Genomic DNA, 21,122 nt, shown 5'->3' with positions numbered 1-21,122 from the left:
CGTGAGTTACCTGGTGTTGAACGGTGGTACGGGCATCGGCTCAGGCGGCGTTACAGGTACTTGACTTGGATCGTGACCGAGCCATCAATCGGGGTATCGTCTGTGAGCGTCAGGTTCTTTGCCGCCAGGATGAACGGCCTTACCGCGAGCTCCATCGCGGTGTTCTTGGCCGCGACAGGGATGCGCCCTGCGTTGGGGTCGCGGATTGAAATAATGAGGTTTTTTGACCAGTTAGTGTCCGGATCATGGGTGCCCCAACTGGCGCCGTTGTCCATCGAGAAGATATGTGTGACGGCAGCCCCGTCGGCGACCCCTTTGTCGAGGAGCATGATGTAACCACCGATACGCTCACCCGCGAGCGTCTTGCCGATGCCATATCGGCCGATGTCACCGGAGTCTGCCCGGTTGTCAGTGGTCTGCATGGCAAACAGTGTCGGTGCCTCGCAGTCGATGCCCAATTGCAGGGTGGCCGGGGTCAGCCAGGTTGACGCCTCCGGGTTCAGGTCTTTGACCGAAATCCGGCCGACGTCGACGGTGGTGGCCGACAGGCTTGGCGTACACGCCGAGGGTACGATCAGGCCCTTGACGCTCAGGTCGACGGTGGATGCGGCGAATGCCGGGAATGCGCTGGCGATCAACAGGCCGGCAACGCTGGTGCTGAGTAGTTTTTTCATCAGGGGTAAAGCTCCAGGGAAAGGGGGCATGCCCAGCCCATACAGGTGAACGGCGATACGGGCTTCGGAAAGGGCAGTGGCGTTACAGGTACTTGACTTCGATGGTGGCCAAACCATCGATCGCGGTGTCTTCGCTGATGGTCACGTTCTTTGCCGGGTGGATGAACGGGTTGACGGAAAGCGCCATCAGCGTGTTCTTGGCCGGGATGGGTGTTGACGCCGTACCGATTGCCTTGATCGAGATCAGACTCGTGGATTGCCAAAGGTCGTCTTCATAATGAGTGAACCAGGTGGTGCCGCCGTTGTAAGAAACAATGGTTTGGACGGCGACCGCGTCGGCCACGGCGTTGTCGAGAAACAGACCGTAGCCGCCGATCGGTTCGCCGGCGGCGGTCTTGCCGATACCAAACTCGCCGGCGTTGGCACTGGAATCAGTGCGGTTGTCGGTGGCCTTCATGGCGAACAGCGTCGCGGCCTCGCAGTCGACGCTCAGCGTCAAGGTGCTCGGGGTCAGCAGGGTGCGGCTTTCCTGATTAAGGTCCTTGACCGACACCCGGCCCACGTCGACGGTGTTGGCCGACAGGCTTGGCGTACACGCCGAGGGCACAATCAGGCCCTTGACGGTCAGGTCCACGGTGGACGCGGCGAGTGCCGGTAATGCGCTGGCGATCAACAGACCGGCAACGCTGGTGTGGAGTAACTTTTTCATGCGGGTAAAGCTCCAGGGAAGGATAGGCATACAGGGGGTGCAGGGGTTACAGGTAACGCACTTCGACGGTCACGTGCCCGTCGAGGGGGGCTTCATCGGTCAGGGTCAGGCCGTCGGCGCGGGCGATCCGGGTGTAGAGCGCAACGTCCGCGTCGAAACGCGTCACCGCCATGGGCCGGGTGGTGTTGTCGGCCGAAGCAGCCGCGAGCAGGTTGAGGTGGCTCAGCTGGGTTCCGGCGGCCCAACTGGTGCCGCCATCCAGTGACACGATGGTGCGCGCGGCCGCCTCATCCGCCACCGGGTTGCTCAAAGCCAGGGACACGCTGCCCAGGTTCTCGCCTTGGGACGTCGTGCCCAGGCCGTGATGGTTGGGAATCACCGCGGTGCCTTGACGGTTGTCGATGGTGGTCAAGGCAAAGAGCGTCGAGCCCTCGCATTGCACGCTCAGGTGCAGGGAATTGGGGGGCAACAGCGTGTGTCGGTCCGGGTTGAGGTCGCGCACGGTGACTTTGCCGTGGTCGATCACGCCGTCGTTCGACAAGCCCGTGATACAGGCTTTGGGCGTGATCGCGCCGGTCACGCGCAGGTCGGTTTGGCTGCCAGCCAAGGCGCTGGGCACAGTGGCCAGTAACAGGCTCGCCAGCAGCGCTGGGACATATTTATCCATGGAACGAACAACCTCTCTGGGTAATGTCCTGAGTGGATGGGTCACAGGTACTTGACTTCGATCGTGGTGGAGCCGTCGATCAGCACTTCATTGCTCAGGTCCAGGCTGTTGGCGGCGGCGATCTGGGTGTCGACCAACAGGTCGACGATCACGTTTTTGAGCGGGATCGGCTTACGGTTTTGCCCCGTCGAACCGTCGCCGAACGCCGCCAGGTACTGGCTCTGCCACATCACATCGTCGATGGAGCGCCAGCTCACGCCGTCCAATGACTCGATGGGCTCGGCGGCGACGTTGTCGGCCACCGGGCTCCTGAGGGAAATCCAGAACGTGCCGATTTTTTGCAGGTTGTTGATCAAGCCCAGGCCGTAACCGTAGCTGCTGGTCGACGACCCGGCGCGGTTGTCGGTGGTGCGCAGCGCAAACAGGGTCTGGGCTTCGCAGTCGACGTTGAATTGCAGCCGGGCGGTGGGCAGGTTGGTCGCCGTGGTGAGGTTCAGGTCTTTGGCCGAGAGCTTGCCGTGATCCACCAGGCCATTGCCGGACAACGTCGGTGTGCAGGCACTCGGGGTAATCACGCCAACGACCGCCAGTTCCACGGTGCTGGCGGCAAACGTCATGCCGCTGCAGACAAGGGCGACGGCGGCGGTGAGGGCGGCTAAGGGCTTTTTCATGTGATCGAGCTTCCAGTGCAAAGCTGATTGCCGAGGGGTCAAGGGAGGACGCGTCGGCAACGAGGTGGCGAACGCCTGGAGTGGCCGGTCGCGTCCCGCTTAGGGGATGCCGGGCAATTTATCGGGGGGAAGGCGTCTGGCAAATACAACAAATACGACAATGGGCGGGTGTCGCACACGCCCAATCGACTTGTCGGAACTCGTTTTAGTGTGTGTAGGAAATTTAAGGATTTCGTAGTTGTTGTATCGCTTCAGCGCGCTCATTCAACTAGCGTTCCGGCCGATAGTTTTTCCACAGCACATTCGAACAGGTCTGAGCGTCAGCGCTTGAACCGCGGCCCCTCCGTCGGTGGATGGTGTGCCAGCCGTTGAGGTTGCCGATTCCGGCGCCGCGCGCTTTTTGAAGTTGAGGTAGTCATGTCTTCAGACCCTATCCCAGGCGACCAAGCAGGGGATGACCGGGTCGCGCAGCCCCCGTCGACCGTGCATTGGCGTGAGCTCAAGGTGTTGTTGGTGGACGATCACCCCGCGTACTGCCTGCTGATGGGCGCCATGTTCGAGCGGCTGGGGCTGGCTTTTGAAGTGTGCGCACATGGCCAGGCCGCGTTGGCGTTTCTGGATGTGACCTGTGTCGACCTGATTTTCAGCGACTGCCAAATGCCGGTGATGGACGGCTTTGCCATGACGCGCGAACTGCGCCGCCGCGAACAGCGCGCCGGAACGCAGGGCGTGCCGGTCATCGCGTTCACCGGCAAGCTGGGCGCGCATGAAATCCAGCAGTGCCAGGCCGCCGGCATGGATGCCTGGTTGGACAAACCGGTGACTTTCCAACAACTGCGCCAGGTGCTCGGCGACTGGCTGCCCGGCCCACGTATCAGCGAGGCGGTGCAGCCGATGGTGGCGGTCGAAGGGCGCTGGCCGAGTCGCGCACGGCTGGGTCAACTGTTCGGATGCCCGGAGGCGTTGCCCGGCATCCTGGCGAGCCTGGTGTACGAAGCCGAGATCGATCTGCATGCGCTGGCCCAGGCCGCCGACGGCCTGCACGCGCAGGCAACGGTCGAGCACTTGCACCGCTTGATCGGTAGCGTGGCATTCTTCGGTGCCACACCGCTGGAAAGGCGTGGTCAACTGTTGATCGAAGCGATCAACCGCGACGGCGTGGCCATGCACCTTCCGCGCTTGCTCGCATTGCGCAGTGACTTGATCGGGTATTTGAACTATTTGTCGGCGTTAGGAAATGGATGACAGCTCATGCTGATGCGTGTTGTAGGTCTTCGGAGTGGGGTATTTCCTTTTTTTCTGTAGGGCAAAATCCTGTTTCCAGGGATTGCTGGGCTATCTGCCATTACTGCTTTCAGGGGCGGTTGTTGCTGATCCGATCCGGGAGTATTTTGCGCGGATTCAAGTTGCCATCATGGTGGTGCTCATGCTTCGCGTAATTATTGCTGACGATCATCCCATTGTGCGTATCGGGCAGAAAGTGGTGATAGAAGCCAATGGCCGATGCAAAGTCGTTGCCGAGGCCGACGGTCCGGATCAGTTGCTGGCGCTGGTGGACAGCACGCCGTGCGACATCCTGGTCACGGACTTTGCCATGCCGGGTAACCAGCAAGCCGACGGTTATAGCTTGCTGGGCCTGATGCAGCGCCGGCATCCGGACTTGCCGGTGATTCTGGTAACCATGTTTGCCAGTGTCGCCACCTTGCGCGAATCGTTTGCCCAGGGGGCCCGGGCGGTCCTGGCCAAAAGCGCGTCGGCCCGTGAACTGCCGCTGGCGATTGCCGCCGTCAGTGAAGGGCGCACCTTCGTCAGCGAATGTTTGCGTGCGCAACTGGCGGAGGCCGGGACGGGCAACCAGCAAGCCGTGCCGCAGTTGTCCTGCAAGGAGCGCGAAGTGGTGCGCATGCTCGCCAGCGGCATGACCGTCAGCCAGATCGCGGCGCGGGTCAACCGCAGCATTTCGACCATCAGCAAGCAGAAAAGCACGGCGATGAACCGGCTGTGCATTTCTACCGATGTGGATCTGTTCGCCTACGCCCGCAGCAGCGGCATGGTGCCCTGAGCCCGGCGCGGCAAGCCGCCCATTTGCGCGGCGAATGTTGCTAGCCTTGGCGCTGCCGGCGGCTTATCGTGCGGCTATCTTTTCGACGCCAGCGGACCCTGCCCATGAGTGATGCCCATAACGCCCTGATCACCGAGTTCTACAGCGCCTTCCAGCGCCTGGACGCTGAAGCCATGGCCGCCTGCTACACCGACGACGTGGTGTTCAGCGACCCGGCCTTTGGCGAGCTGCGTGGCCGCGATGCCGGGGATATGTGGCGCATGCTCACCACCCGTGCCAAGGACTTCTCCCTGACCTTCGACCATGTGCGCAGCGATGACAGCACCGGCAGTGCGCATTGGGTAGCGACTTACCTGTTCAGCGCCACCGGCAATACGGTGGTCAACGACATCGGTGCGCGGTTCGTGTTTCGCGATGGCAAAATCTGCGAGCACCATGACCACTTCGATCTGTGGCGTTGGTCGCGCCAGGCCCTGGGCTTGAAAGGCCTGCTGCTGGGCTGGTCGCCTGCGCTGAAAAACGCCGTGCGCGCCCAGGCGCTCAAAGGGTTGAAGGCATTCCAGGCCGGTCGTTGATAAGATTAGCGTTCCTCTGGTTTGCAGACATCGCCCCGTGACTGATCCTTCCGCACCCAAACCCTGGTTCGTCTACCTGGTGCGCGCCGCCAATGGTTCCCTGTATTGCGGCATCAGCAATGACCCGGTGCGCCGCTTTGCCTCGCACCAGAGCGGCAAGGGCGCCCGGTTCTTTTTGTCGAGCCCTGCCGTGGCGTTGGTGTACACCGAGCAATGCGCGTCCAAGGGCGAAGCGCTGCGCCAGGAACGCCTGATCAAGAAGTTGAAGAAGAGCGCCAAGGAGTGCCTGGCGGCCAGTGGCTCATTGATTTGACTGATGGGTTCCCATCGCCCCGTTTCCTGTGGTTGCAGGCTAAGCTAGCGGTTCATTTCTAGCGCGGAGCCTGGCATGTCTGAGTTAATCCTCCACCATTACCCGCAGTCCCCCTTTGCTGAAAAAGCCCGCCTGCTTCTGGGTTTCAAGGGATTGTCCTGGCACTCGGTGCATATCTCGCCCGTCATGCCCAAGCCTGACCTGACAGCCCTCACCGGCGGTTATCGCAAGACCCCGGTGTTGCAGGTCGGCGCAGATATCTACTGTGACACCGCCTTGATTGCCCGTCGCCTGGAGCAGGAAAAGTCTGCGCCGGCACTGTTCCCCCAAGGCCTGGAACTGGTCACTCAAGGCTTCGCGGCCTGGGCGGACTCGGTGGTGTTTTCCCATGCTGTGGCGCTGGTGTTCCAGCCGGAATCCCTGGCGGTGAAATTTGCCAAGGTGCCGCCGGAAATGATCCAGGTGTTGGTGGCGGATCGCAGCAAGCTGTTCAGCGGCGGCACCGCAACCCGTGTGCAATTGGACCAGGCCAAGCACCAGTGGCCGACGATCATCCACCGCATCCATCAGCAGTTGCAGCACCCGGCGGGGGATTTCCTGTTCGGCGAGCCGTCGATTGCCGACTTTGCCCTGGCCCACCCACTGTGGTTCCTCAAAGGCTCTTCAGTGACGTCGCCGTTGGTGGACGCCTATCCGACCGTCGCTGCCTGGCTGGACCGTGTGCTGGGGTTCGGCCATGGCACCTCTATCCAGATGAGCGCCGAGCAAGCCTTGGAGGTATCGCGTAACGCTGCACCGGCTGTTTTGCCTGAAGAAGTGTTCGAGGACTTGAACGGCTTCAAGGCCGGCCAGCAGGTGACCATTTCCGCCACCGACTACGGCACCGACCCGGTCGCTGGGGAACTGCTGTTCGCCGGGCGCGAAGAGCTGATCCTGCGCCGTACCGACGAACGTGGCGGCACCTTGCATGTGCATTTCCCGCGCCTGGGGTTTTGCATCCAGGCGCAATAAACAAAAAAGTTGCAAATAAAAGTGAGGTAAATCCACGGCCCATCCGTGTAGTGCTTGAAACTGCGATCTATTCGCATTAACAGCGTTTTCTACACGGGTTCTCACAGCATGAAGTCGACGGCGGGCGGTTGGGTTAAACAGTGGCTGGGAGCCTCGGTATTGGCGGTATCGGGGCTGGCGCTGCTGCCCTTGAGTGTGGCGCAGGCGCAGGAGCAGCAAAGCGCCCGGTTCAACTTCGCCCTGACGGCCAAGCCGCTGCCCCAGGCCTTGAGCGATTTCAGCCGCGTCACCGGCATCAGCGTGATCTACACCGATGAAGCGCCCTACGGCCTCAGTGCCCCGGCGGTCAACGGGCAAATGAGCGCGACCCAAGCCCTGCAACGGCTGCTGAGCAACACCGGCTTCACCTTCCGTCAGATCGATGCCCGCACCCTGGCGCTTGAGCCGGTGCCGACGGAGGGCGCGGTCAACCTCGGCGCAACCACCATCAGCGGTGTCGGCCAGCAAGTCGAGGACAGCACCAGCTACCAGCCGCCGCCCACCAGTTCGGTGATGCGCTCCCACGCGCTGCTGCTGGAAACCCCGCAAACCGTCAACGTGGTGCCTGCCCAAGTACTGCGTGACCAGACCCCGCGCAATCTGGATGACGCCCTCGCCAACATCAGCGGCATCACCCAGGCCAATACCTTGGCCAGCACCCAGGACGCCGTGATGCTGCGGGGCTTCGGCGACAACCGTAACGGTTCGATCATGCGCGACGGCATGCCCATCGTGCAGGGGCGCGCGCTGAATGCTACGGCCGAGCGCGTCGAAGTGCTCAAGGGCCCGTCGTCGCTGCTGTACGGCATTCAGGACCCGGGCGGCGTGGTGAACATCGTCAGCAAAAAGCCGGAGCTGATGCGCTCCACTGCTCTGACCGTGCGCGGCTCCACCTTTGGTGACGGCAAGAACGGCAGCGGCGGCAGCCTCGACACCACCGGCCCGATTGGCGACAGCGGCTTGGCCTACCGGCTGATCGTCGACCATGAAGACGAAGATTACTGGCGCAACTTCGGCACTCACCGTGAGAGCCTGATCGCGCCGTCCCTGGCCTGGTACGGTGACAGCACCCAATTGCTGTTTGCCTACGAACACCGCGAATTTCTCACGCCGTTCGACCGTGGCACCGCCATCGATCCCAAAACCAATCACCCGCTGGACATCCCGGCCACACGCCGTCTGGATGAACCTTTCAACAACATGGAAGGCCGTTCCGACCTGTACCGCTTCGAAGCCGATCATGACCTGAACGATGATTGGAAAGCCCATTTCGGCTACAGCTGGAACCGCGAGACCTACGACGCCAGTCAAGTGCGTGTGAGTGCGGTGAACGCCAACGGCACGCTGACCCGCAAGATGGACGGCACCCAGGGCGCGATCACCACGGACCGCTTCGCCACGGCGAGCCTGGAAGGCAAAGTCAATGTGTTCGGCCTGCAAAACGATGTGGTGTTCGGCCTGGATGACGAGTACCGCAAGATCTACCGCGCCGACCTGATCCGCCAGAGTTCGCGCGCCACCAGCTTCAACTACAACAATCCGGTGTACGGCAACGAAGTGGCGGGCACGACCGTCAGCCCCGCCGACAGTGCCCAGACCGACCTGCTGCGCAGCGATTCGTTGTTCTTCCAGGACGCCATCCACCTGAACGAACAGTGGATTTTTGTCGCCGGCGCGCGCTACCAGATGTATGACCAATACGCCGGCAAAGGCGTACCGTTCAAGGCCAACACCAACGGCAACGGCCAGGCCTGGGTGCCGCGCGCGGGCCTGGTGTATCGCTACACCGATGAGTTGTCGTTCTACGGCAGCTACACCGAGTCGTTCAAACCCAATTCCACCATCGCCGCCTTGGCCGATGGCAGCACCTTGACCGGCGACCTCACGCCCGAGGAGTCCAAGTCCTGGGAACTGGGGGCCAAGCTCGACATTCCGGGACGCATCACCGCCAGCGCAGCGTTGTTCAATATCGACAAGCGCAACGTGCTCGTCTCTGTCGGCTCAGGCGCCAACACCGTCTACAGCATTGCCGGCCAGGTGCGTTCCCGTGGCCTGGAACTCGACGCTACCGGGCAGTTGACCGACAAGGTGAGCCTGATCGGCAGCTACGCTTACACCGATGCGCTGGACGTCAAGGACAAGGACCCGACCCTGGAAGGCAACCGTCTGCAAAACGTCGCCAAGCACACCGGCTCGTTGGCTGTCGCCTATGACTTCGGCAACATCTTTGGTGGCGACCAGTTGCGGGTGGGGACCGGTGCACGTTACGTCGGTGAACGCGCAGGCGATGCGGCCAACGATTTCACCTTGCCGGGGTATACCGTGGCGGATGCGTTCGCCACCTACGACACCAAGATCGATGGGCAGAAGGTCAAGTTCCAGCTCAACGTGAAGAACATGTTCGACCGCGTCTACTACACCTCGGCGGCGAGCCGCTTGTTTGTGTCCATGGGCGATGCACGGCAGGTGTCGGTGTCCAGCACCCTGGAGTTCTAAGGGGGTTGTGGTAGCGTTGCCGCCATTGATGTCTTGGCGGAAACGATACTGATGCATTTTGGACGATGGCTACATCTGCTGTGCTTGAGTTTTTTGCTGGGTGGTTGCGCGAGTGTTTCACCGACTTCCACCCCGGCAACCCTGGAGCAACTCCTGGCTGACCCGGCCCTCAACGGCGCCACTGTTTCCCTGATGGTGCGTGATGCCCGTAGCGGTAGCACGCTCTATCAACACAACTCGCGTACACGGTTGATCCCCGCGTCCAATCTCAAATTGCTCACCACCGCAGCGGCGATGGATGTGCTGGGGCCGCAGTACCGTTTTTCTACCCAATTGCTGAGTAATGGCACGCTGCAAGGCGAGCGCCTCACCGGTAACCTGTACCTCAAGGGCCTGGGTGATCCGACCACGCAGTTCGCTGATTACCAGGCATTGGCGGCACAGCTTGCAGCCCAAGGCGTGCGTCAGGTCCAGGGCGACCTGGTTTTCGACGATACCTTTTTCGACGCCGAGCGCCTGGGTGTGGACTGGGCTCACGACGATGAAAGTACCTATTACGGTGCGCAGATTTCAGCGTTGACCGTATCGCCGAACACGGATTTTGATGCGGGGACGTTGCTGGTCACGGCGAAGGCCCCTAGCGGGGTTGGCCAACCGGTCAGCGTGGTGGTGAGCCCGTCTACCGACTACGTGCAACTGAGCAACCGTGCTGTCAGCGGCCCCGGCAACAACTACGGCATCACCCGCCAGCATGGCACCAATCTGTTGCAGCTCACCGGCACGCTGGCGCCGGGCAAGCAAAGTCGACAGTGGGTGAGTGTGTGGGAGCCGACGCAACTGGTGGCCAATCTGTTTGAGCAGGCGTTGGCGCAGCAGGGCATTCAGGTGCTGGGGCGGCGTGTGATCGGTGGCGCAAGTCCGGTCACGGCCAGGGTGCTGGCCGAGCATCAATCGGCGCCGCTGCAGGCACTGCTCACACCGCTGCTCAAACTGTCGAATAACAACATGTCCGAAGCCTTCCTCAAGGCCATGGGCCGCAAGGCGTCCAATGCAGGGACGGCGCAGGCCGGTGTCGCGGCAGTGGCAGACTTTATCCGACGCCAAGGTTTGGACCCGATGACGCTGAGCCAGGTCGATGGTTCGGGCTTGTCGCGGCGCAATCTGGTGTCGTCGCAAAACCTCACCGATCTGCTGCTGGCGACGGCCAAACAACCCTGGTTCGAGGCCTGGTACAACGCCTTGCCGATCGCCGGTAACACCGATCGCATAAGCGGCGGCAGCCTGCGTTATCGACTGCGCGGGACGCCGGCCGAAAATAACCTGCATGCCAAGACCGGCTCCATGGCCGGCGTGTCATCGTTGAGCGGCTACATCACCGACGCCCAGGGCCGGCGCCTGGTGTTTTCTATTATCAGCAACAACTACCTGAGTACCGCCGCACCGATCCGCGCCCTGGAAAACCGCGTGGCGCTGGCCCTGGTCCAGTGGCACGACTAGTTCAGGGCTGATAGCCCATGCGCCAACTCACGGCCCGGGTCGCCGCCAGCAAGTGCTGCGCCGCCGGGCCATCTTCGTCGGCATGGAACAACGAGGTGGGGCCAACGACGGTCATCACCGCCGCCACTTGGCCGATGGCATTGAAGACCGGCGCCGACAGGGCATCGACGCCGGGCATCAACAACCCGTGCACGAAGTGCAGACCACGGCTGCGGATCTGCTCGCAGGTGGTGGCGTAGGCCTGGTCATCCGCCAGGGCATGAGCGATGCCGGCCTGGATTTCCCGCTCACGCAGCTCCACGGTTTCCCGCGACGGCAGGTAAGCGCTGAACACCAGCCCGGTGGACGAGCTGAGCAGCGGCAGCACCGAGCCCAATTGCGTGACCACTGTTACCGCGCGCACCGCCGGCTCAATCTGCACGACGGTGGCGCCCTGGTTGCCCCACACGGCTAAAAAGCAGGTTTCATTCAGTTCATCGCGCAGCTCCGCCAGGGGCATCGCGCCGACTTTCAACACATCCATGCTGCCCAGCGCCGCCAAGCCCACGCGCAACGCTTCACGGCCCAGGCCGTAGTGGTTGGTGGCGGTGTTCTGTTCGGCAAAACCCGAGGCGATCAGCGCCTGTAAATAGCGGTGCACCTTGCTCGCCGGCATCTGCACGTGCTCGGCCAGGCGTGACAGCGAAGTGGCCGGCGACAGTTCGGCCAGAGCCTTGAGGATATCGGTGCCGACTTCGGCCGAGCGGACTTTCTGTTTACCGGTGTCGCGGGGCTTTTCCATGGAAGGGCGAGAATCCGAGAGATGAATGGGCGTCTTTATAGCTTGACGGTCGATGGTGATCAAATTACGTTATGCGTAACTGGATTACGATAAAAACAACTTCCGTGTAGAGGACGATCCATGAACCTCGAATACCTGTCGGGCTTCGGCAATGAATTCGCCAGCGAAGCCTTGCCCGGCGCGCTGCCGATCGGCCAGAACTCCCCGCAAAAAGCGCCCTACGGGCTGTACACCGAACTGTTCTCTGGCACTGCGTTCACCATGGTGCGCAGTGAAGCCCGGCGGACCTGGCTGTACCGCATTCAGCCGTCGGCCAATCACCCGGCATTCATCAAACTTGAGCGGCAACTGGCCGGGGGGCCGTTGGGGGCGGTAACGCCTAATCGCTTGCGCTGGAACCCGTTGGATATGCCGAGCGAACCGACGGACTTCATCGATGGGCTTGTAGGAATGGTCGCCAATTCAGGGGCAGAAAAGCCCTCAGGCATCAGCATCTACACCTACCGCGCCAACCGTTCCATGGAGCGTGTGTTCTTCAACGCTGATGGCGAGTTGTTGATTGTGCCGGAGCTGGGGCGCCTGCGTATTGCTACCGAACTTGGCGTGCTGGAGGTGGAACCGCTGGAAATCGTCGTGTTGCCCCGTGGTCTGAAATTCCGCGTCGAGTTGCTGGATACGCAAGCGCGCGGTTACGTCGCCGAGAACCATGGCGCGCCGCTGCGTCTGCCGGACCTGGGCCCTATCGGCAGCAATGGCCTGGCCAATCCACGCGACTTCCTGACGCCGGTTGCCCGCTACGAAGATGTGAAAAAACCAACAACGCTGGTGCAGAAATTCCTCGGCGAACTCTGGGCCTGTGAGCTGGACCATTCGCCACTCAACGTGGTCGCCTGGCACGGCAACAACGTGCCGTACAAATACGATCTGCGCCGCTTCAACACCCTTGGCACCGTGAGCTTTGACCACCCGGATCCGTCGATCTTCACTGTGTTGACCTCACCTACCAGCACCCACGGCCTGGCCAACCTCGACTTCGTGATCTTCCCGCCACGTTGGATGGTGGCTGAGAACACCTTCCGTCCGCCGTGGTTCCACCGCAACCTGATGAACGAATACATGGGCCTGATCCAGGGGGCCTACGACGCCAAGGCCGAAGGCTTCCTGCCCGGTGGCGCGTCGCTGCACAGCTGTATGAGCGCCCACGGCCCGGACGGCGAGACCTGCACCAAGGCCATCAACGTGGACCTGGCGCCGCACAAGATCGATAACACCATGGCCTTCATGTTTGAGACCAGCCAAGTGCTGCGTCCCACCCAGTTCGCCCTGGACTGCCCGCAACTGCAAAACACTTACGACGCGTGCTGGGCCTCGCTGCCCGCCACCTTCAACCCGAACCGGAGATAACCCATGACTCAGCCTACACTTACCCGCAGCTGGGTGGCCTCCGCCAATGGTCACACCGATTTTCCCCTGCAAAACCTGCCGTTGGGCGTGTTCAGCGTCAACGGTTCGACCCCGCGTGCTGGCGTGGCGATCGGCGACTCGATCCTGGATCTGCAAGCCGCCATCGATGAGTTTGACGGTGAAGCCCGCCGTGCGGTCGAAGCGACCGCGGGTGGCCAACTGAACGCGTTTTTTGCACTGGGCCGCGGCCCGCGCGTGGCCTTGCGCGAGCGTCTGCTGGAGTTGCTGGCCGAGGGCAGCACGTTGCACACCCGTGAAGCGCAGGTGCTGCATCGCGCCGCCGATTGCCAGATGCACGTTCCGGCGCGGATCAATGACTACACCGACTTCTACGTCGGCATCGAGCACGCGCAAAACGTCGGCAAACTCTTCCGCCCCGACAATCCTCTGCTGCCCAACTACAAGTACGTGCCGATTGGATACCACGGCCGTGCGTCGACTATTCGCACCTCGGGCACCGATGTACGCCGCCCCAAAGGCCAAACCCTGCCGGCCGGCCAGAGCGAGCCGACCTTCGGCCCGTGCGCACGCCTTGACTACGAACTGGAGCTGGGCATCTGGATCGGCCAGGGCAATGAGATGGGCGACTCGATTGCCATTGGCGATGCGGCCGATCATATCGCCGGTTTCTGTTTGCTCAATGACTGGTCGGCACGGGATATCCAGGCCTGGGAATACCAGCCGTTGGGGCCGTTCCTGTCGAAAAGCTTTATCACCACTATCTCGCCTTGGGTGGTGACGGCCGAAGCCCTGGAACCGTTCCGCAAAGCGCAGCCGGCGCGCCCTGAAGGCGACCCGCAGCCGCTGTCGTATCTGCTGGATAAACGTGACCAGGCCGCAGGTGCCCTGGATATCGAGCTGGAAGTACTGCTCACCACCGCCGCCATGCGCGAGCAGAACCTGCCGGCCCATCGCCTGGCCTTGAGCAACAGCCTGCACATGTACTGGACTGTCGCGCAATTGGTGGCGCACCACAGCGTCAACGGTTGCCAATTGCAGGCGGGCGATCTGTTTGGTTCGGGCACCTTGTCCGGCCCGCAAGCCGGCCAGTTCGGCAGCCTGCTGGAAATGACCGAAGGCGGTAAAAAGCCGGTCGAATTACCGTCCGGTGAGGTGCGCAAGTTCCTCGAAGACGGTGATGAAATCATCCTGCGTGCGCGCTGCAACCGTGAAGGCTTCGCCTCCATCGGCTTCGGCGAATGCCGCGGCACCGTGATCGCGGCACGCTAGGAGGGCAGGGCGATGGAACTCTACACCTACTACCGTTCCACCTCGTCGTATCGGGTGCGCATCGCCCTGGCGCTCAAGGGCCTGGACTTCACCGCCGTGCCGGTCAACCTGCTGGTGCCGGCGGGCGGTGCCCATCGCCAGCCCGAGTACCTGGCGATCAACCCGCAAGGTCGTGTCCCGGCCTTGGGTACCGAGGAGGGCGAACTGTTGATTCAGTCGCCGGCGATCATCGAGTACCTCGACGAACGTTATCCACAGGCGCCGCTGCTCTCCAGGGACCTGGCGACCCGCGCTCATGAGCGTGCGGTGGCCTCGATCATCGGCTGCGATATCCATCCGCTGCATAACTCCAGCACCCAGAATCTGCTGCGCCAATGGGGGCATGACGAGGCGCAACTGTTGGAGTGGATCGGGCATTGGATCAGCCAGGGCTTGGGCGCGGTGGAACAGTTGATCGGCGACCAAGGGTTTTGCTTCGGCGAGCAGCCGGGGTTGGCCGATACGTTCCTGATCCCGCAACTGTATGCGGCCGAGCGCTTCAAGGTGCCGTTGGCCAGTTACCCGCGCATTGGACGGGTGGCGGCGTTGGCGGCCCAGCACCCGGCATTTGTGCGGGCACACCCCGCCAATCAACCGGATACACCCGCTGCCTGATTCCTGCTGTTCCATAAAAATAAAAAACAGGTACTTGCGATGCACAATCAGCTTGCCAGCTTTCGCGCGGCACTCGACGCCCGTCCGGTGTCGCGCTATCAGTGGTTGATTCTCCTGTTGCTGGCGCTGCTGCTGGTGACCGACGGCTATGACGCCCAAGTGCTGGGTTACGTGGTGCCGGCGCTGGCCCAGGACTGGGGGCTGGAAAAGGCTGCATTTGGCCCGGTCTTCAGCGCCAACCTGCTGGGGCTTACCTTGGGGTCGTTGCTGGTGACGCCGCTGGCGGATCGGTTCGGCGTGCGGCGCATCCTGCTCGGCTGTGTGCTGATCTACGCCAGCCTCACCGTGTTGATGGTGTTCGCCAACTCGCTGACCACACTGATGGCCGCCCGGTTTATCTGCGGCATCGGTATGGGGGGCGCGATGCCGAGTGCGATGGCGTTGATGTCGGAATACTCGCCGCCGCGCCTGCGTACCTTGATGGTGACCTTGGCGGCGTGTGGCTTCTCGTTCGGCGGTGCGGCGGGCGGGTTTGTGGCGGCGGGGTTTATCGAAGGCTTTGGGTGGCAGGCGGTGTTTCTGGCGGGTGGCGTGACGCCATTGCTGTTGTTCCCGTTTCTGGTATGGCTGCTGCCGGAATCATTGCCGCGTTTGCTGCGTGATGCACCACCCTATGCACGGTTGCAGAACGTGACGTCACGCATGCTGCCGGGCTGGCAACCGCCGCTGGCGACCGAGGCCGAAAACCAACAGGAGCAGGGCAGCAAACTGACGGTGGTGGAACTGTTCCGCAATGGCTACGCACGTCCGACGCTGCTGATCTGGTCGACGTTTTTTGTCAGCCTGATCCTGCTGTATTTCATGATCAGTTGGCTTCCGTCGTTACTGCTGGAGAGTGGGTTGGCGTTGAAAGAGGCCAACCTGGTGACCTCGATGTTCCTGTTCGCCGGTACTTTGGGTGCCATCGCCATGGCCTGGTTCGCCGACCGCTTGAAACGCAAAGTGCGGCTGTTGTCCGGCGTACTGGCCGCCGCAGCGGTGTGCACGCTTCTGCTCGGCCTGAACCATGATAACCCGCGCTACTTGGTGGCCTGTGTCGTTGCGGCCGGTTTTTGCATCATCGGTGGTCAACTGACCCTCAATGCCTTCGCCAGTAACTTCTACCCCGCGCATGTACGTGCCACCGGTACGGGGTGGGCGCTGGGAGTGGGGCGTTTTGGTTCAATCCTGGGGCCGTTGTTTGGCAGCCTGTTGCTGGCAATGCATATCCCGGTGCAGCAGATTTTCTTTTTCTGCGCGATCCCGGCGGTGATCGCGGCTCTGTTGATCATTCAGGTGCGTTCGCCCGAAGCTGAAGGTTCGAAGAGCCCGTTGGCTGGGGATACCCTCAAGGCGCCACAGGCCTAATGCACCACTGAATTGGGCGGCAGGTGCCCCAGGCGCTCGGTCAGGCGCAGGCGCTGGATCGGGTCTTCGCTGAGCATCAGCGCATGTTCCAGGTCGAAGCGTTCGGCGTTGGGGCAGTCGAGGCGCTGATACAGGCTCGCCCGTGCCAGGTAATCGGCGGCGCTGGCATTGCCCAGTTCCAGCACGCGTTCGGCGTCGATCAGGGCCTGGAGTGGAATGTCGTTGGAAAGGTGCAGTTGTCGCAGGTTGCGTGACAACCGTTGCAGGATCGAACGTGGATCGGCGGTGTGCAGGTGATCGGCCTGCAGCTTGAGGTTGGGGCCGTATTGGCGCTGCAACAGGTCGCGGCAATCGTTGGGGTACAACCGCCGACCGCCGCAGGGATCCAGCAGGTGATCGGCGCCGGGTACCCGCAGCAGGAAATGGCCGGGGAAATTCACGCCGACCATGGGGATTTCCAGGCGGCGCGCCAGCTCAAGGGCGATCAGGCCCATAGCCAGGGGTTGCCCACGTTTGCGCTGCAAGACTTTGTCCAGCAGGGCGGCGGCGGGGCGCAAAGGGGTGAATTCATCCTGGGCAAACCCCAGGTCATTCAGACGTCGCAACAGCGGCTGGCCGAGTTCATCCGCCGGCAACAGGGGCATGCCCTGGCTCACCTGTTGTTGCAGCAAGGTCAGTTCCTGCAGGGTCTGCGAGGGTTGTACGGTCGGGTCATGCTCGGCAGCAATCCACAACGCCGCTTCAAACAGCGCAGGTGGGGAGCGTTCCAGGCAGGCGAAAAAGGCTTTGCGGGGATTCATTGCATTCTCCGGCGTATGCCCCCGTTTTAGCCTTGCTGGGAATTTTCGTCCAGTGGCTTAAAGAATATCCTGCTCGCTTATGTCGCAAGTTCTGCGAAAACGGGCGTCTTATTCCAGCGTGGTCCGGCAGTTTTCTGCCGCAAGCCTATACTTGGCCCACTACCAGAAGTGATTCGGGAGCTTGACGATGTTTGCTCTCATGCACAGCACCCGCCTTGAATCGCTGCACTTGAGCGTCGACCCGGTCACCGGGCTGAAGGCGGTCATCGCCATCCATAGCAGTCGCCTGGGCCCGGCCCTGGGTGGCTGTCGCTATCTTTCCTACCCCGACGACGAAAGTGCCGTGGCCGATGCCGCGCGCCTGGCCCAAGGCATGAGCTACAAGGCGGCCCTGGCCGGTTTGCCGGTAGGCGGTGGCACCGCCGTGATCCTGCGCCCTGGCCACGTGGAAAATCGCGCGGCCCTGTTTGAAGCCTTCGGCCGTTGCATCGAGCAACTCGACGGCCGCTACATCACCGCCACCGACAGCGGCACCTCGGTGGCCGACATGGATTGCATCGCCCAACAAACCCGCTACGTCACCAGCACCACTGCCGCAGGCGATCCTTCGCCCTATGCGGCAATGGGCGTGTTCGCCGGCATCCGCACCACCGCCATGGCGCGCCTTGGCAGCGACAACCTCGAAGGCCTGCGCGTGGCGGTTCAGGGGCTGGGCAATGTCGGTTACGCCCTGGCTGAACAGCTGCACGCCGCCGGCGCGGAACTGCTGGTGAGCGACATCGATCATGGCAAGGTGCAACTGGCCATGGAGCAGTTGGGCGCGCACCCCATCGCCAACGACGCGTTGCTGAGCACGCCGTGCGATATCCTCGCGCCCTGCGGCCTGGGCGCCGTGCTCAACCGTCAGAGCGTTGGCCAGTTGCGCTGCGCCGCCGTGGCCGGTTCCGCCAGTGCGCAACTGACCAACCTGCAAGTGGCCGACCAACTGGAAGGCCGCGGCATCCTCTACGCCCCCGACTACGTGATCAACTCCGGCGGCCTGATCTACGTCGCGCTCAAGCACAGCGGAGCGGAACTGCCAACGATTACCGCGCACCTGTCCAATATCGGCACGCGCCTCACCGAGATCTTCGCTCACGCCCAGGCGGAAAAACGCTCACCCGCACGGGTGGCGGATGAGCTGGCCGAGCGTTTGCTGTACCGCTGATACACCGGTCAGAGTTGATACTTCTCACGCACCAGTGAGCCGACCCCCATGCGATCCAGAATGTGCATCGGACACAGGAGCGTGACGCGGACGGTCCCCGGTAGCCGACTGATTTCAATCGAGCCGTTAAGCGTTGCGCGGTTGCGCACCTCATCCATCGACAGGCCCGTGACGGCCGCTGCGCGCTCCAGGCCGTTTTCCGTCGCTAAGTTGAGGTCGGCGCCACTGCCGATAAACGTAATGGGTCCGTTGTCTTCTATCTCGAACTGCCCCCAGCGCTCGCCCAATGCCCTGACATGCAACCGTTGCTCGGCAGTCATCGGACGAGCCATGGGCGGCAGGTCATCAAGGTTCTGCAGCAGGATCGGGCCGTCGAGTGCCAACCCCTTGATCACATGGGCGGTCAGTTCGGTTTCACCCGATACATCGGTGGCATGCCCGGCAATTTCGCCGTTGCCTTGCTGGGCGTGCATATCGCCCATGTAAACCCCGGCGCCGGGGACTCTCACCGGGCAAATCAGCACGCAACCTTCACGTACCGAGTTGGTGTCCATATGCCCGTCGGTTTTCGCGGCATGCAGTTGTTCATGGGTCATGCTGTAGCGATGGGGCGCGCCGACCAGGTACTGGCCGAAGTCGGCACAGTTGTGGGAATCCGGCAGATCCCGTGAAGGCGTGGTGCCAATATTGCCCAGGAACGGCCGCATGTGCGCGGCAAGGCCGGGGATATCGGCGCGGGCCAGGGACAGAATCGAATGCTGGGCGGACATCTCCGGCAACGCCGCCATATCCGGTGCCTGGCCGGCGAGGCGGTCGGCTACCAACTGGTTCACGGTCAGGCTCAGCTGATGCTCGGCATCGAACACGATGACGTAGCCATGGCTGAAACGAAATGCGCTGACCTCCGCCCCGCAGGCGTTGCAACGAATGGCGTCGGCGCCGATGCCGTCGACATGGCTGGCGGGATGCTCCTGCCCACAGTTGGAACAGAACTTGGCGACAAAGGGATCGCCATGATAACGCCCCTCAACAAAACGCATGACACCTGACGAAGTGGCCAGAGACGTCACGCGCATGCGTTTGATCTTCAGGGCCACGGCGTCACCAACCTCTGCGCCGGCGATGAATACGGGTTGAGTCACCTCATGACCACCCTCAAATGCGGGCGTGATCATCGGGCCCCAACACCCCGGCGGAGTACCGGTGATAAGCGTGCCGCCATCGGCGAGCGGGCCGAGCATCTTCTGGCTGGGGCCGATGAGGCCATTGGTGTAGGTGTTGACGATCAGGCGATCAACCGGTGCTGAGTGGTGCATTTTTATTCTCCGGGTCCTATGTGATTGAACCTTCGGTCACGGCTTATTGATCAGGGAAGGTTCAGGCAGGCCCAGTAGACCGGTGTTTTGTATCCCGAATATGTCGCGCGGGTGCGCTAATACACAGTGGTACATAACGATGGGAGAGGAGGGTTTGTAACTGCAAAAATCCTGATAGGGTTCTGTGGGCTGGCGCTTTGAGGTGCTTGCTCAGCTATCGTTTTCCTACTTGCTGCGGAGAATATTCATGTCCAATCAAGCAACAGCCCATTCCGTAACGTTCAAGCGTCCGGACGGCGCCGAGGTCAATGGCTATCTGGCCAGCCCGGCGGTGCTGGAAGGGGCGCCGGCCATCGTATTGATTCAAGAGTGGTGGGGGCTGAACGAGCAGATCAAGGGTGTGGCCATCCGCCTGGCCGAGTGCGGTTACCGGGTGCTGGTGCCGGACCTTTATCGCGGCGCCTCGACCGTGGAAGAGGAAGAAGCCCATCACCTGATGGACAGCCTGGATTTTGGCGATGCAGTATCCCAGGACATCAAGGGCGCGGTGCGCTACCTGCAGGCCGACTCGCAAAAAGTGGGCGTGACCGGCTACTGCATGGGCGGGGCGTTGACGCTGTTGGCGCTCAATGCAATTCCGGAGCTGGCTGCGGGTGTGGTCTGGTATGGCTTCCCACCGCTTGAATATCTGGATGCGGCAAAAATCAAAGCACCGCTGATTGGCCATTGGGGCACACAGGATGCTTTTTTCAACATCGAAACCGTCGCGGAGCTGGAGTCAACGCTGCACGCGGCAGGTGTGGACGCGACCTTCTACCGTTACCTGGCGCGCCATGCCTTTGCCAACGAAACAGCGATCGGCAACGGCCGTATCCCCGACACACAATACGACGCCGCATGGTCGCAACTGGCGTGGGACCGCACGTTGACCTTCTTCGGTAAAACCCTGTGGCAGGCGTAAGGCGCAAATAGCCTTCGGTAAAACGATCAGTTGCCGGTCTGCCTGAACCTGTTGGTTCACCCTGAATCAACGGAGGCGGGCCGGCCTCCTTACTCTGCCTCTGGCTGCCCGATCTCGGCCAGGGCGCTGGCGTTGTTCTTGAACGCTGCTGCAAAGGCGGCGCGGTTCTTGGCCATGAAAATACCGGCGTCTTCTGCCTGCTTTTCAGTCAAGCCTTCCACGTTTTTCAACAGGACTTCCATCAGGGACTCTGCCAGTTCGAGCATCTGGTCGTGTGCGTCGGCAAGTTTGCGGTCCACGAATGTAGTCTCCAAGTCGCGGGTACTGCGATACAGGGTTTCAACAGCCATTTTTTGGCCTCGTCATCAGGGTGCAGTAGTGAAGGGGAATAGCCCTTGTGTTCGGGTGTCGCTAGAGTGCTGTATTTATATACAGTAAAAAGAGTAAGCCAAACCCTCGGGTTTGGGTAGCAGTTTTTTAATGTAGCCCGTAAATACAGGTTTGGAGTGCCTCATGTCACCCCGCCATCATCTTATACCTGCCCCTGGCCTTTTTTCTGCATGCAGAACAACCGTCACGTCTAACCCG

General features: G+C 61.8%; 21 protein-coding genes. 13 read left to right on the top strand and 8 right to left on the bottom strand.

Features of this window, described 5'->3' with window-relative positions; genetic code table 11:
* Positions 1–50: 50 nt before the first annotated feature.
* The 4 genes from AB4O08_RS07495 to AB4O08_RS07480 all read right to left on the bottom strand — a co-directional run bounded on the left by AB4O08_RS07495 (position 51) and on the right by AB4O08_RS07480 (position 2,721).
* Positions 51–674 carry a DUF1120 domain-containing protein gene (locus tag AB4O08_RS07495; protein WP_044286668.1) on the bottom strand — a complete coding sequence of 208 codons (624 nt, stop codon included), beginning with the start codon at positions 672–674 and terminating at the stop codon, positions 51–53.
* A gap of 82 nt (positions 675–756) precedes the next feature.
* Positions 757–1,383, bottom strand: coding sequence for a DUF1120 domain-containing protein (locus AB4O08_RS07490; RefSeq protein WP_187516725.1), 627 nt, complete (start codon positions 1,381–1,383; stop codon positions 757–759).
* Between the two features lie 46 nt (positions 1,384–1,429).
* Entirely contained in the window at positions 1,430–2,050 is a 621-nt protein-coding gene (locus AB4O08_RS07485; protein ID WP_010212936.1) for a DUF1120 domain-containing protein, read from the bottom strand.
* Between the two features lie 41 nt (positions 2,051–2,091).
* Positions 2,092–2,721, bottom strand: coding sequence for a DUF1120 domain-containing protein (locus AB4O08_RS07480; protein ID WP_047541258.1), 630 nt, complete (start codon positions 2,719–2,721; stop codon positions 2,092–2,094).
* Between the two features lie 417 nt (positions 2,722–3,138).
* On the opposite strand from AB4O08_RS07480, the gene AB4O08_RS07475 reads away from it, so the two are divergent.
* The 7 genes from AB4O08_RS07475 (at position 3,139) to dacB (ending at position 10,714) form a co-directional block, all read left to right on the top strand.
* The gene (locus AB4O08_RS07475; RefSeq protein WP_021491839.1) at positions 3,139–3,966 is read left to right on the top strand and encodes a response regulator; all 828 of its coding nucleotides are present in this window, start codon (positions 3,139–3,141) and stop codon (positions 3,964–3,966) included.
* Positions 3,967–4,147: 181 nt separating this feature from the next.
* A complete protein-coding gene (locus AB4O08_RS07470; RefSeq protein WP_029529239.1) occupies positions 4,148–4,783 on the top strand; it encodes a response regulator in 636 nt (211 codons plus the stop codon).
* A gap of 104 nt (positions 4,784–4,887) precedes the next feature.
* On the top strand, positions 4,888–5,358 hold the full coding sequence (locus tag AB4O08_RS07465) for a nuclear transport factor 2 family protein (RefSeq protein WP_010212931.1): 471 nt from the start codon (positions 4,888–4,890) through the stop codon (positions 5,356–5,358).
* Positions 5,359–5,395: 37 nt separating this feature from the next.
* The gene (locus AB4O08_RS07460) at positions 5,396–5,671 is read left to right on the top strand and encodes a GIY-YIG nuclease family protein (protein WP_010212929.1); all 276 of its coding nucleotides are present in this window, start codon (positions 5,396–5,398) and stop codon (positions 5,669–5,671) included.
* A 75-nt stretch (positions 5,672–5,746) separates the two neighbouring features.
* On the top strand, positions 5,747–6,682 hold the full coding sequence (locus AB4O08_RS07455; RefSeq protein ID WP_460114783.1) for a glutathione S-transferase family protein: 936 nt from the start codon (positions 5,747–5,749) through the stop codon (positions 6,680–6,682).
* A 108-nt stretch (positions 6,683–6,790) separates the two neighbouring features.
* Complete coding sequence (locus AB4O08_RS07450; protein ID WP_154847646.1) at positions 6,791–9,217, top strand: TonB-dependent siderophore receptor; 2,427 nt, start codon at positions 6,791–6,793, stop codon at positions 9,215–9,217.
* 51 nt (positions 9,218–9,268) lie between these two features.
* Positions 9,269–10,714, top strand: coding sequence for a D-alanyl-D-alanine carboxypeptidase/D-alanyl-D-alanine endopeptidase (gene dacB, locus AB4O08_RS07445; RefSeq protein ID WP_154847643.1), 1,446 nt, complete (start codon positions 9,269–9,271; stop codon positions 10,712–10,714).
* A gap of 1 nt (position 10,715) precedes the next feature.
* Here dacB and AB4O08_RS07440 read toward each other — a convergent pair whose 3' ends face one another.
* A complete protein-coding gene (locus AB4O08_RS07440) occupies positions 10,716–11,495 on the bottom strand; it encodes an IclR family transcriptional regulator (protein WP_010212925.1) in 780 nt (259 codons plus the stop codon).
* A gap of 120 nt (positions 11,496–11,615) precedes the next feature.
* Between AB4O08_RS07440 and hmgA the strand changes: the two genes are divergently transcribed.
* Genes hmgA through AB4O08_RS07420 form a run of 4 tightly spaced genes read left to right on the top strand, consistent with a single transcriptional unit; the run spans position 11,616 to position 16,250 of the window.
* Positions 11,616–12,899: a homogentisate 1,2-dioxygenase gene (gene hmgA, locus AB4O08_RS07435; protein WP_010212923.1), complete on the top strand. Its 1,284-nt coding sequence runs from the start codon at positions 11,616–11,618 to the stop codon at positions 12,897–12,899.
* A 3-nt stretch (positions 12,900–12,902) separates the two neighbouring features.
* Entirely contained in the window at positions 12,903–14,189 is a 1,287-nt protein-coding gene (fahA, locus tag AB4O08_RS07430; RefSeq protein ID WP_044286673.1) for a fumarylacetoacetase, read from the top strand.
* A gap of 12 nt (positions 14,190–14,201) precedes the next feature.
* On the top strand, positions 14,202–14,843 hold the full coding sequence (gene maiA, locus AB4O08_RS07425; RefSeq protein ID WP_460114782.1) for a maleylacetoacetate isomerase: 642 nt from the start codon (positions 14,202–14,204) through the stop codon (positions 14,841–14,843).
* A 39-nt stretch (positions 14,844–14,882) separates the two neighbouring features.
* Positions 14,883–16,250 carry an MFS transporter gene (locus tag AB4O08_RS07420; RefSeq protein WP_021491836.1) on the top strand — a complete coding sequence of 456 codons (1,368 nt, stop codon included), beginning with the start codon at positions 14,883–14,885 and terminating at the stop codon, positions 16,248–16,250.
* On the opposite strand, the gene AB4O08_RS07415 is transcribed toward AB4O08_RS07420, so the two are convergent.
* Positions 16,247–17,050, bottom strand: coding sequence for a SirB1 family protein (locus tag AB4O08_RS07415; RefSeq protein ID WP_010212919.1), 804 nt, complete (start codon positions 17,048–17,050; stop codon positions 16,247–16,249). The two genes, AB4O08_RS07420 and AB4O08_RS07415, sit on opposite strands and share 4 nt — an antisense overlap.
* Before the next feature lie 187 nt (positions 17,051–17,237).
* On the opposite strand from AB4O08_RS07415, the gene AB4O08_RS07410 reads away from it, so the two are divergent.
* On the top strand, positions 17,238–18,257 hold the full coding sequence (locus tag AB4O08_RS07410; protein ID WP_045791286.1) for a Leu/Phe/Val dehydrogenase: 1,020 nt from the start codon (positions 17,238–17,240) through the stop codon (positions 18,255–18,257).
* A gap of 8 nt (positions 18,258–18,265) precedes the next feature.
* Here the strand turns inward: AB4O08_RS07410 and AB4O08_RS07405 are convergent, their stop codons facing one another.
* Positions 18,266–19,573, bottom strand: coding sequence for an acetamidase/formamidase family protein (locus AB4O08_RS07405; RefSeq protein ID WP_154847638.1), 1,308 nt, complete (start codon positions 19,571–19,573; stop codon positions 18,266–18,268).
* A gap of 247 nt (positions 19,574–19,820) precedes the next feature.
* Between AB4O08_RS07405 and AB4O08_RS07400 the strand changes: the two genes are divergently transcribed.
* Positions 19,821–20,534, top strand: a complete 714-nt coding sequence (locus tag AB4O08_RS07400; RefSeq protein ID WP_021491833.1) for a dienelactone hydrolase family protein — start codon at positions 19,821–19,823, stop codon at positions 20,532–20,534.
* 89 nt (positions 20,535–20,623) lie between these two features.
* On the opposite strand, the gene AB4O08_RS07395 is transcribed toward AB4O08_RS07400, so the two are convergent.
* Complete coding sequence (locus AB4O08_RS07395) at positions 20,624–20,884, bottom strand: YebG family protein (RefSeq protein WP_010212914.1); 261 nt, start codon at positions 20,882–20,884, stop codon at positions 20,624–20,626.
* Between the last annotated feature and the right edge of the window lie 238 nt (positions 20,885–21,122).

The sequence above is a fragment of the Pseudomonas sp. H3_E07 genome (genome assembly GCF_054668895.1).
Note: the sequence above shows the minus strand (reverse complement) of the source record. Positions and strands in the feature narration are given on the sequence as shown.

Coding starts and splice junctions, on each gene's coding strand:
- AB4O08_RS07495 (WP_044286668.1), bottom strand. CDS start 674: ATGAAAAAACTACTCAGCACCAGCGTTGCCGGCCTGTTGATCGCCAGC.
- AB4O08_RS07490 (WP_187516725.1), bottom strand. CDS start 1,383: ATGAAAAAGTTACTCCACACCAGCGTTGCCGGTCTGTTGATCGCCAGC.
- AB4O08_RS07485 (WP_010212936.1), bottom strand. CDS start 2,050: ATGGATAAATATGTCCCAGCGCTGCTGGCGAGCCTGTTACTGGCCACT.
- AB4O08_RS07480 (WP_047541258.1), bottom strand. CDS start 2,721: ATGAAAAAGCCCTTAGCCGCCCTCACCGCCGCCGTCGCCCTTGTCTGC.
- AB4O08_RS07475 (WP_021491839.1), top strand. CDS start 3,139: ATGTCTTCAGACCCTATCCCAGGCGACCAAGCAGGGGATGACCGGGTC.
- AB4O08_RS07470 (WP_029529239.1), top strand. CDS start 4,148: ATGCTTCGCGTAATTATTGCTGACGATCATCCCATTGTGCGTATCGGG.
- AB4O08_RS07465 (WP_010212931.1), top strand. CDS start 4,888: ATGAGTGATGCCCATAACGCCCTGATCACCGAGTTCTACAGCGCCTTC.
- AB4O08_RS07455 (WP_460114783.1), top strand. CDS start 5,747: ATGTCTGAGTTAATCCTCCACCATTACCCGCAGTCCCCCTTTGCTGAA.
- AB4O08_RS07450 (WP_154847646.1), top strand. CDS start 6,791: ATGAAGTCGACGGCGGGCGGTTGGGTTAAACAGTGGCTGGGAGCCTCG.
- dacB (WP_154847643.1), top strand. CDS start 9,269: ATGCATTTTGGACGATGGCTACATCTGCTGTGCTTGAGTTTTTTGCTG.
- AB4O08_RS07440 (WP_010212925.1), bottom strand. CDS start 11,495: ATGGAAAAGCCCCGCGACACCGGTAAACAGAAAGTCCGCTCGGCCGAA.
- hmgA (WP_010212923.1), top strand. CDS start 11,616: ATGAACCTCGAATACCTGTCGGGCTTCGGCAATGAATTCGCCAGCGAA.
- fahA (WP_044286673.1), top strand. CDS start 12,903: ATGACTCAGCCTACACTTACCCGCAGCTGGGTGGCCTCCGCCAATGGT.
- maiA (WP_460114782.1), top strand. CDS start 14,202: ATGGAACTCTACACCTACTACCGTTCCACCTCGTCGTATCGGGTGCGC.
- AB4O08_RS07420 (WP_021491836.1), top strand. CDS start 14,883: ATGCACAATCAGCTTGCCAGCTTTCGCGCGGCACTCGACGCCCGTCCG.
- AB4O08_RS07415 (WP_010212919.1), bottom strand. CDS start 17,050: ATGAATCCCCGCAAAGCCTTTTTCGCCTGCCTGGAACGCTCCCCACCT.
- AB4O08_RS07410 (WP_045791286.1), top strand. CDS start 17,238: ATGTTTGCTCTCATGCACAGCACCCGCCTTGAATCGCTGCACTTGAGC.
- AB4O08_RS07405 (WP_154847638.1), bottom strand. CDS start 19,573: ATGCACCACTCAGCACCGGTTGATCGCCTGATCGTCAACACCTACACC.
- AB4O08_RS07400 (WP_021491833.1), top strand. CDS start 19,821: ATGTCCAATCAAGCAACAGCCCATTCCGTAACGTTCAAGCGTCCGGAC.
- AB4O08_RS07395 (WP_010212914.1), bottom strand. CDS start 20,884: ATGGCTGTTGAAACCCTGTATCGCAGTACCCGCGACTTGGAGACTACA.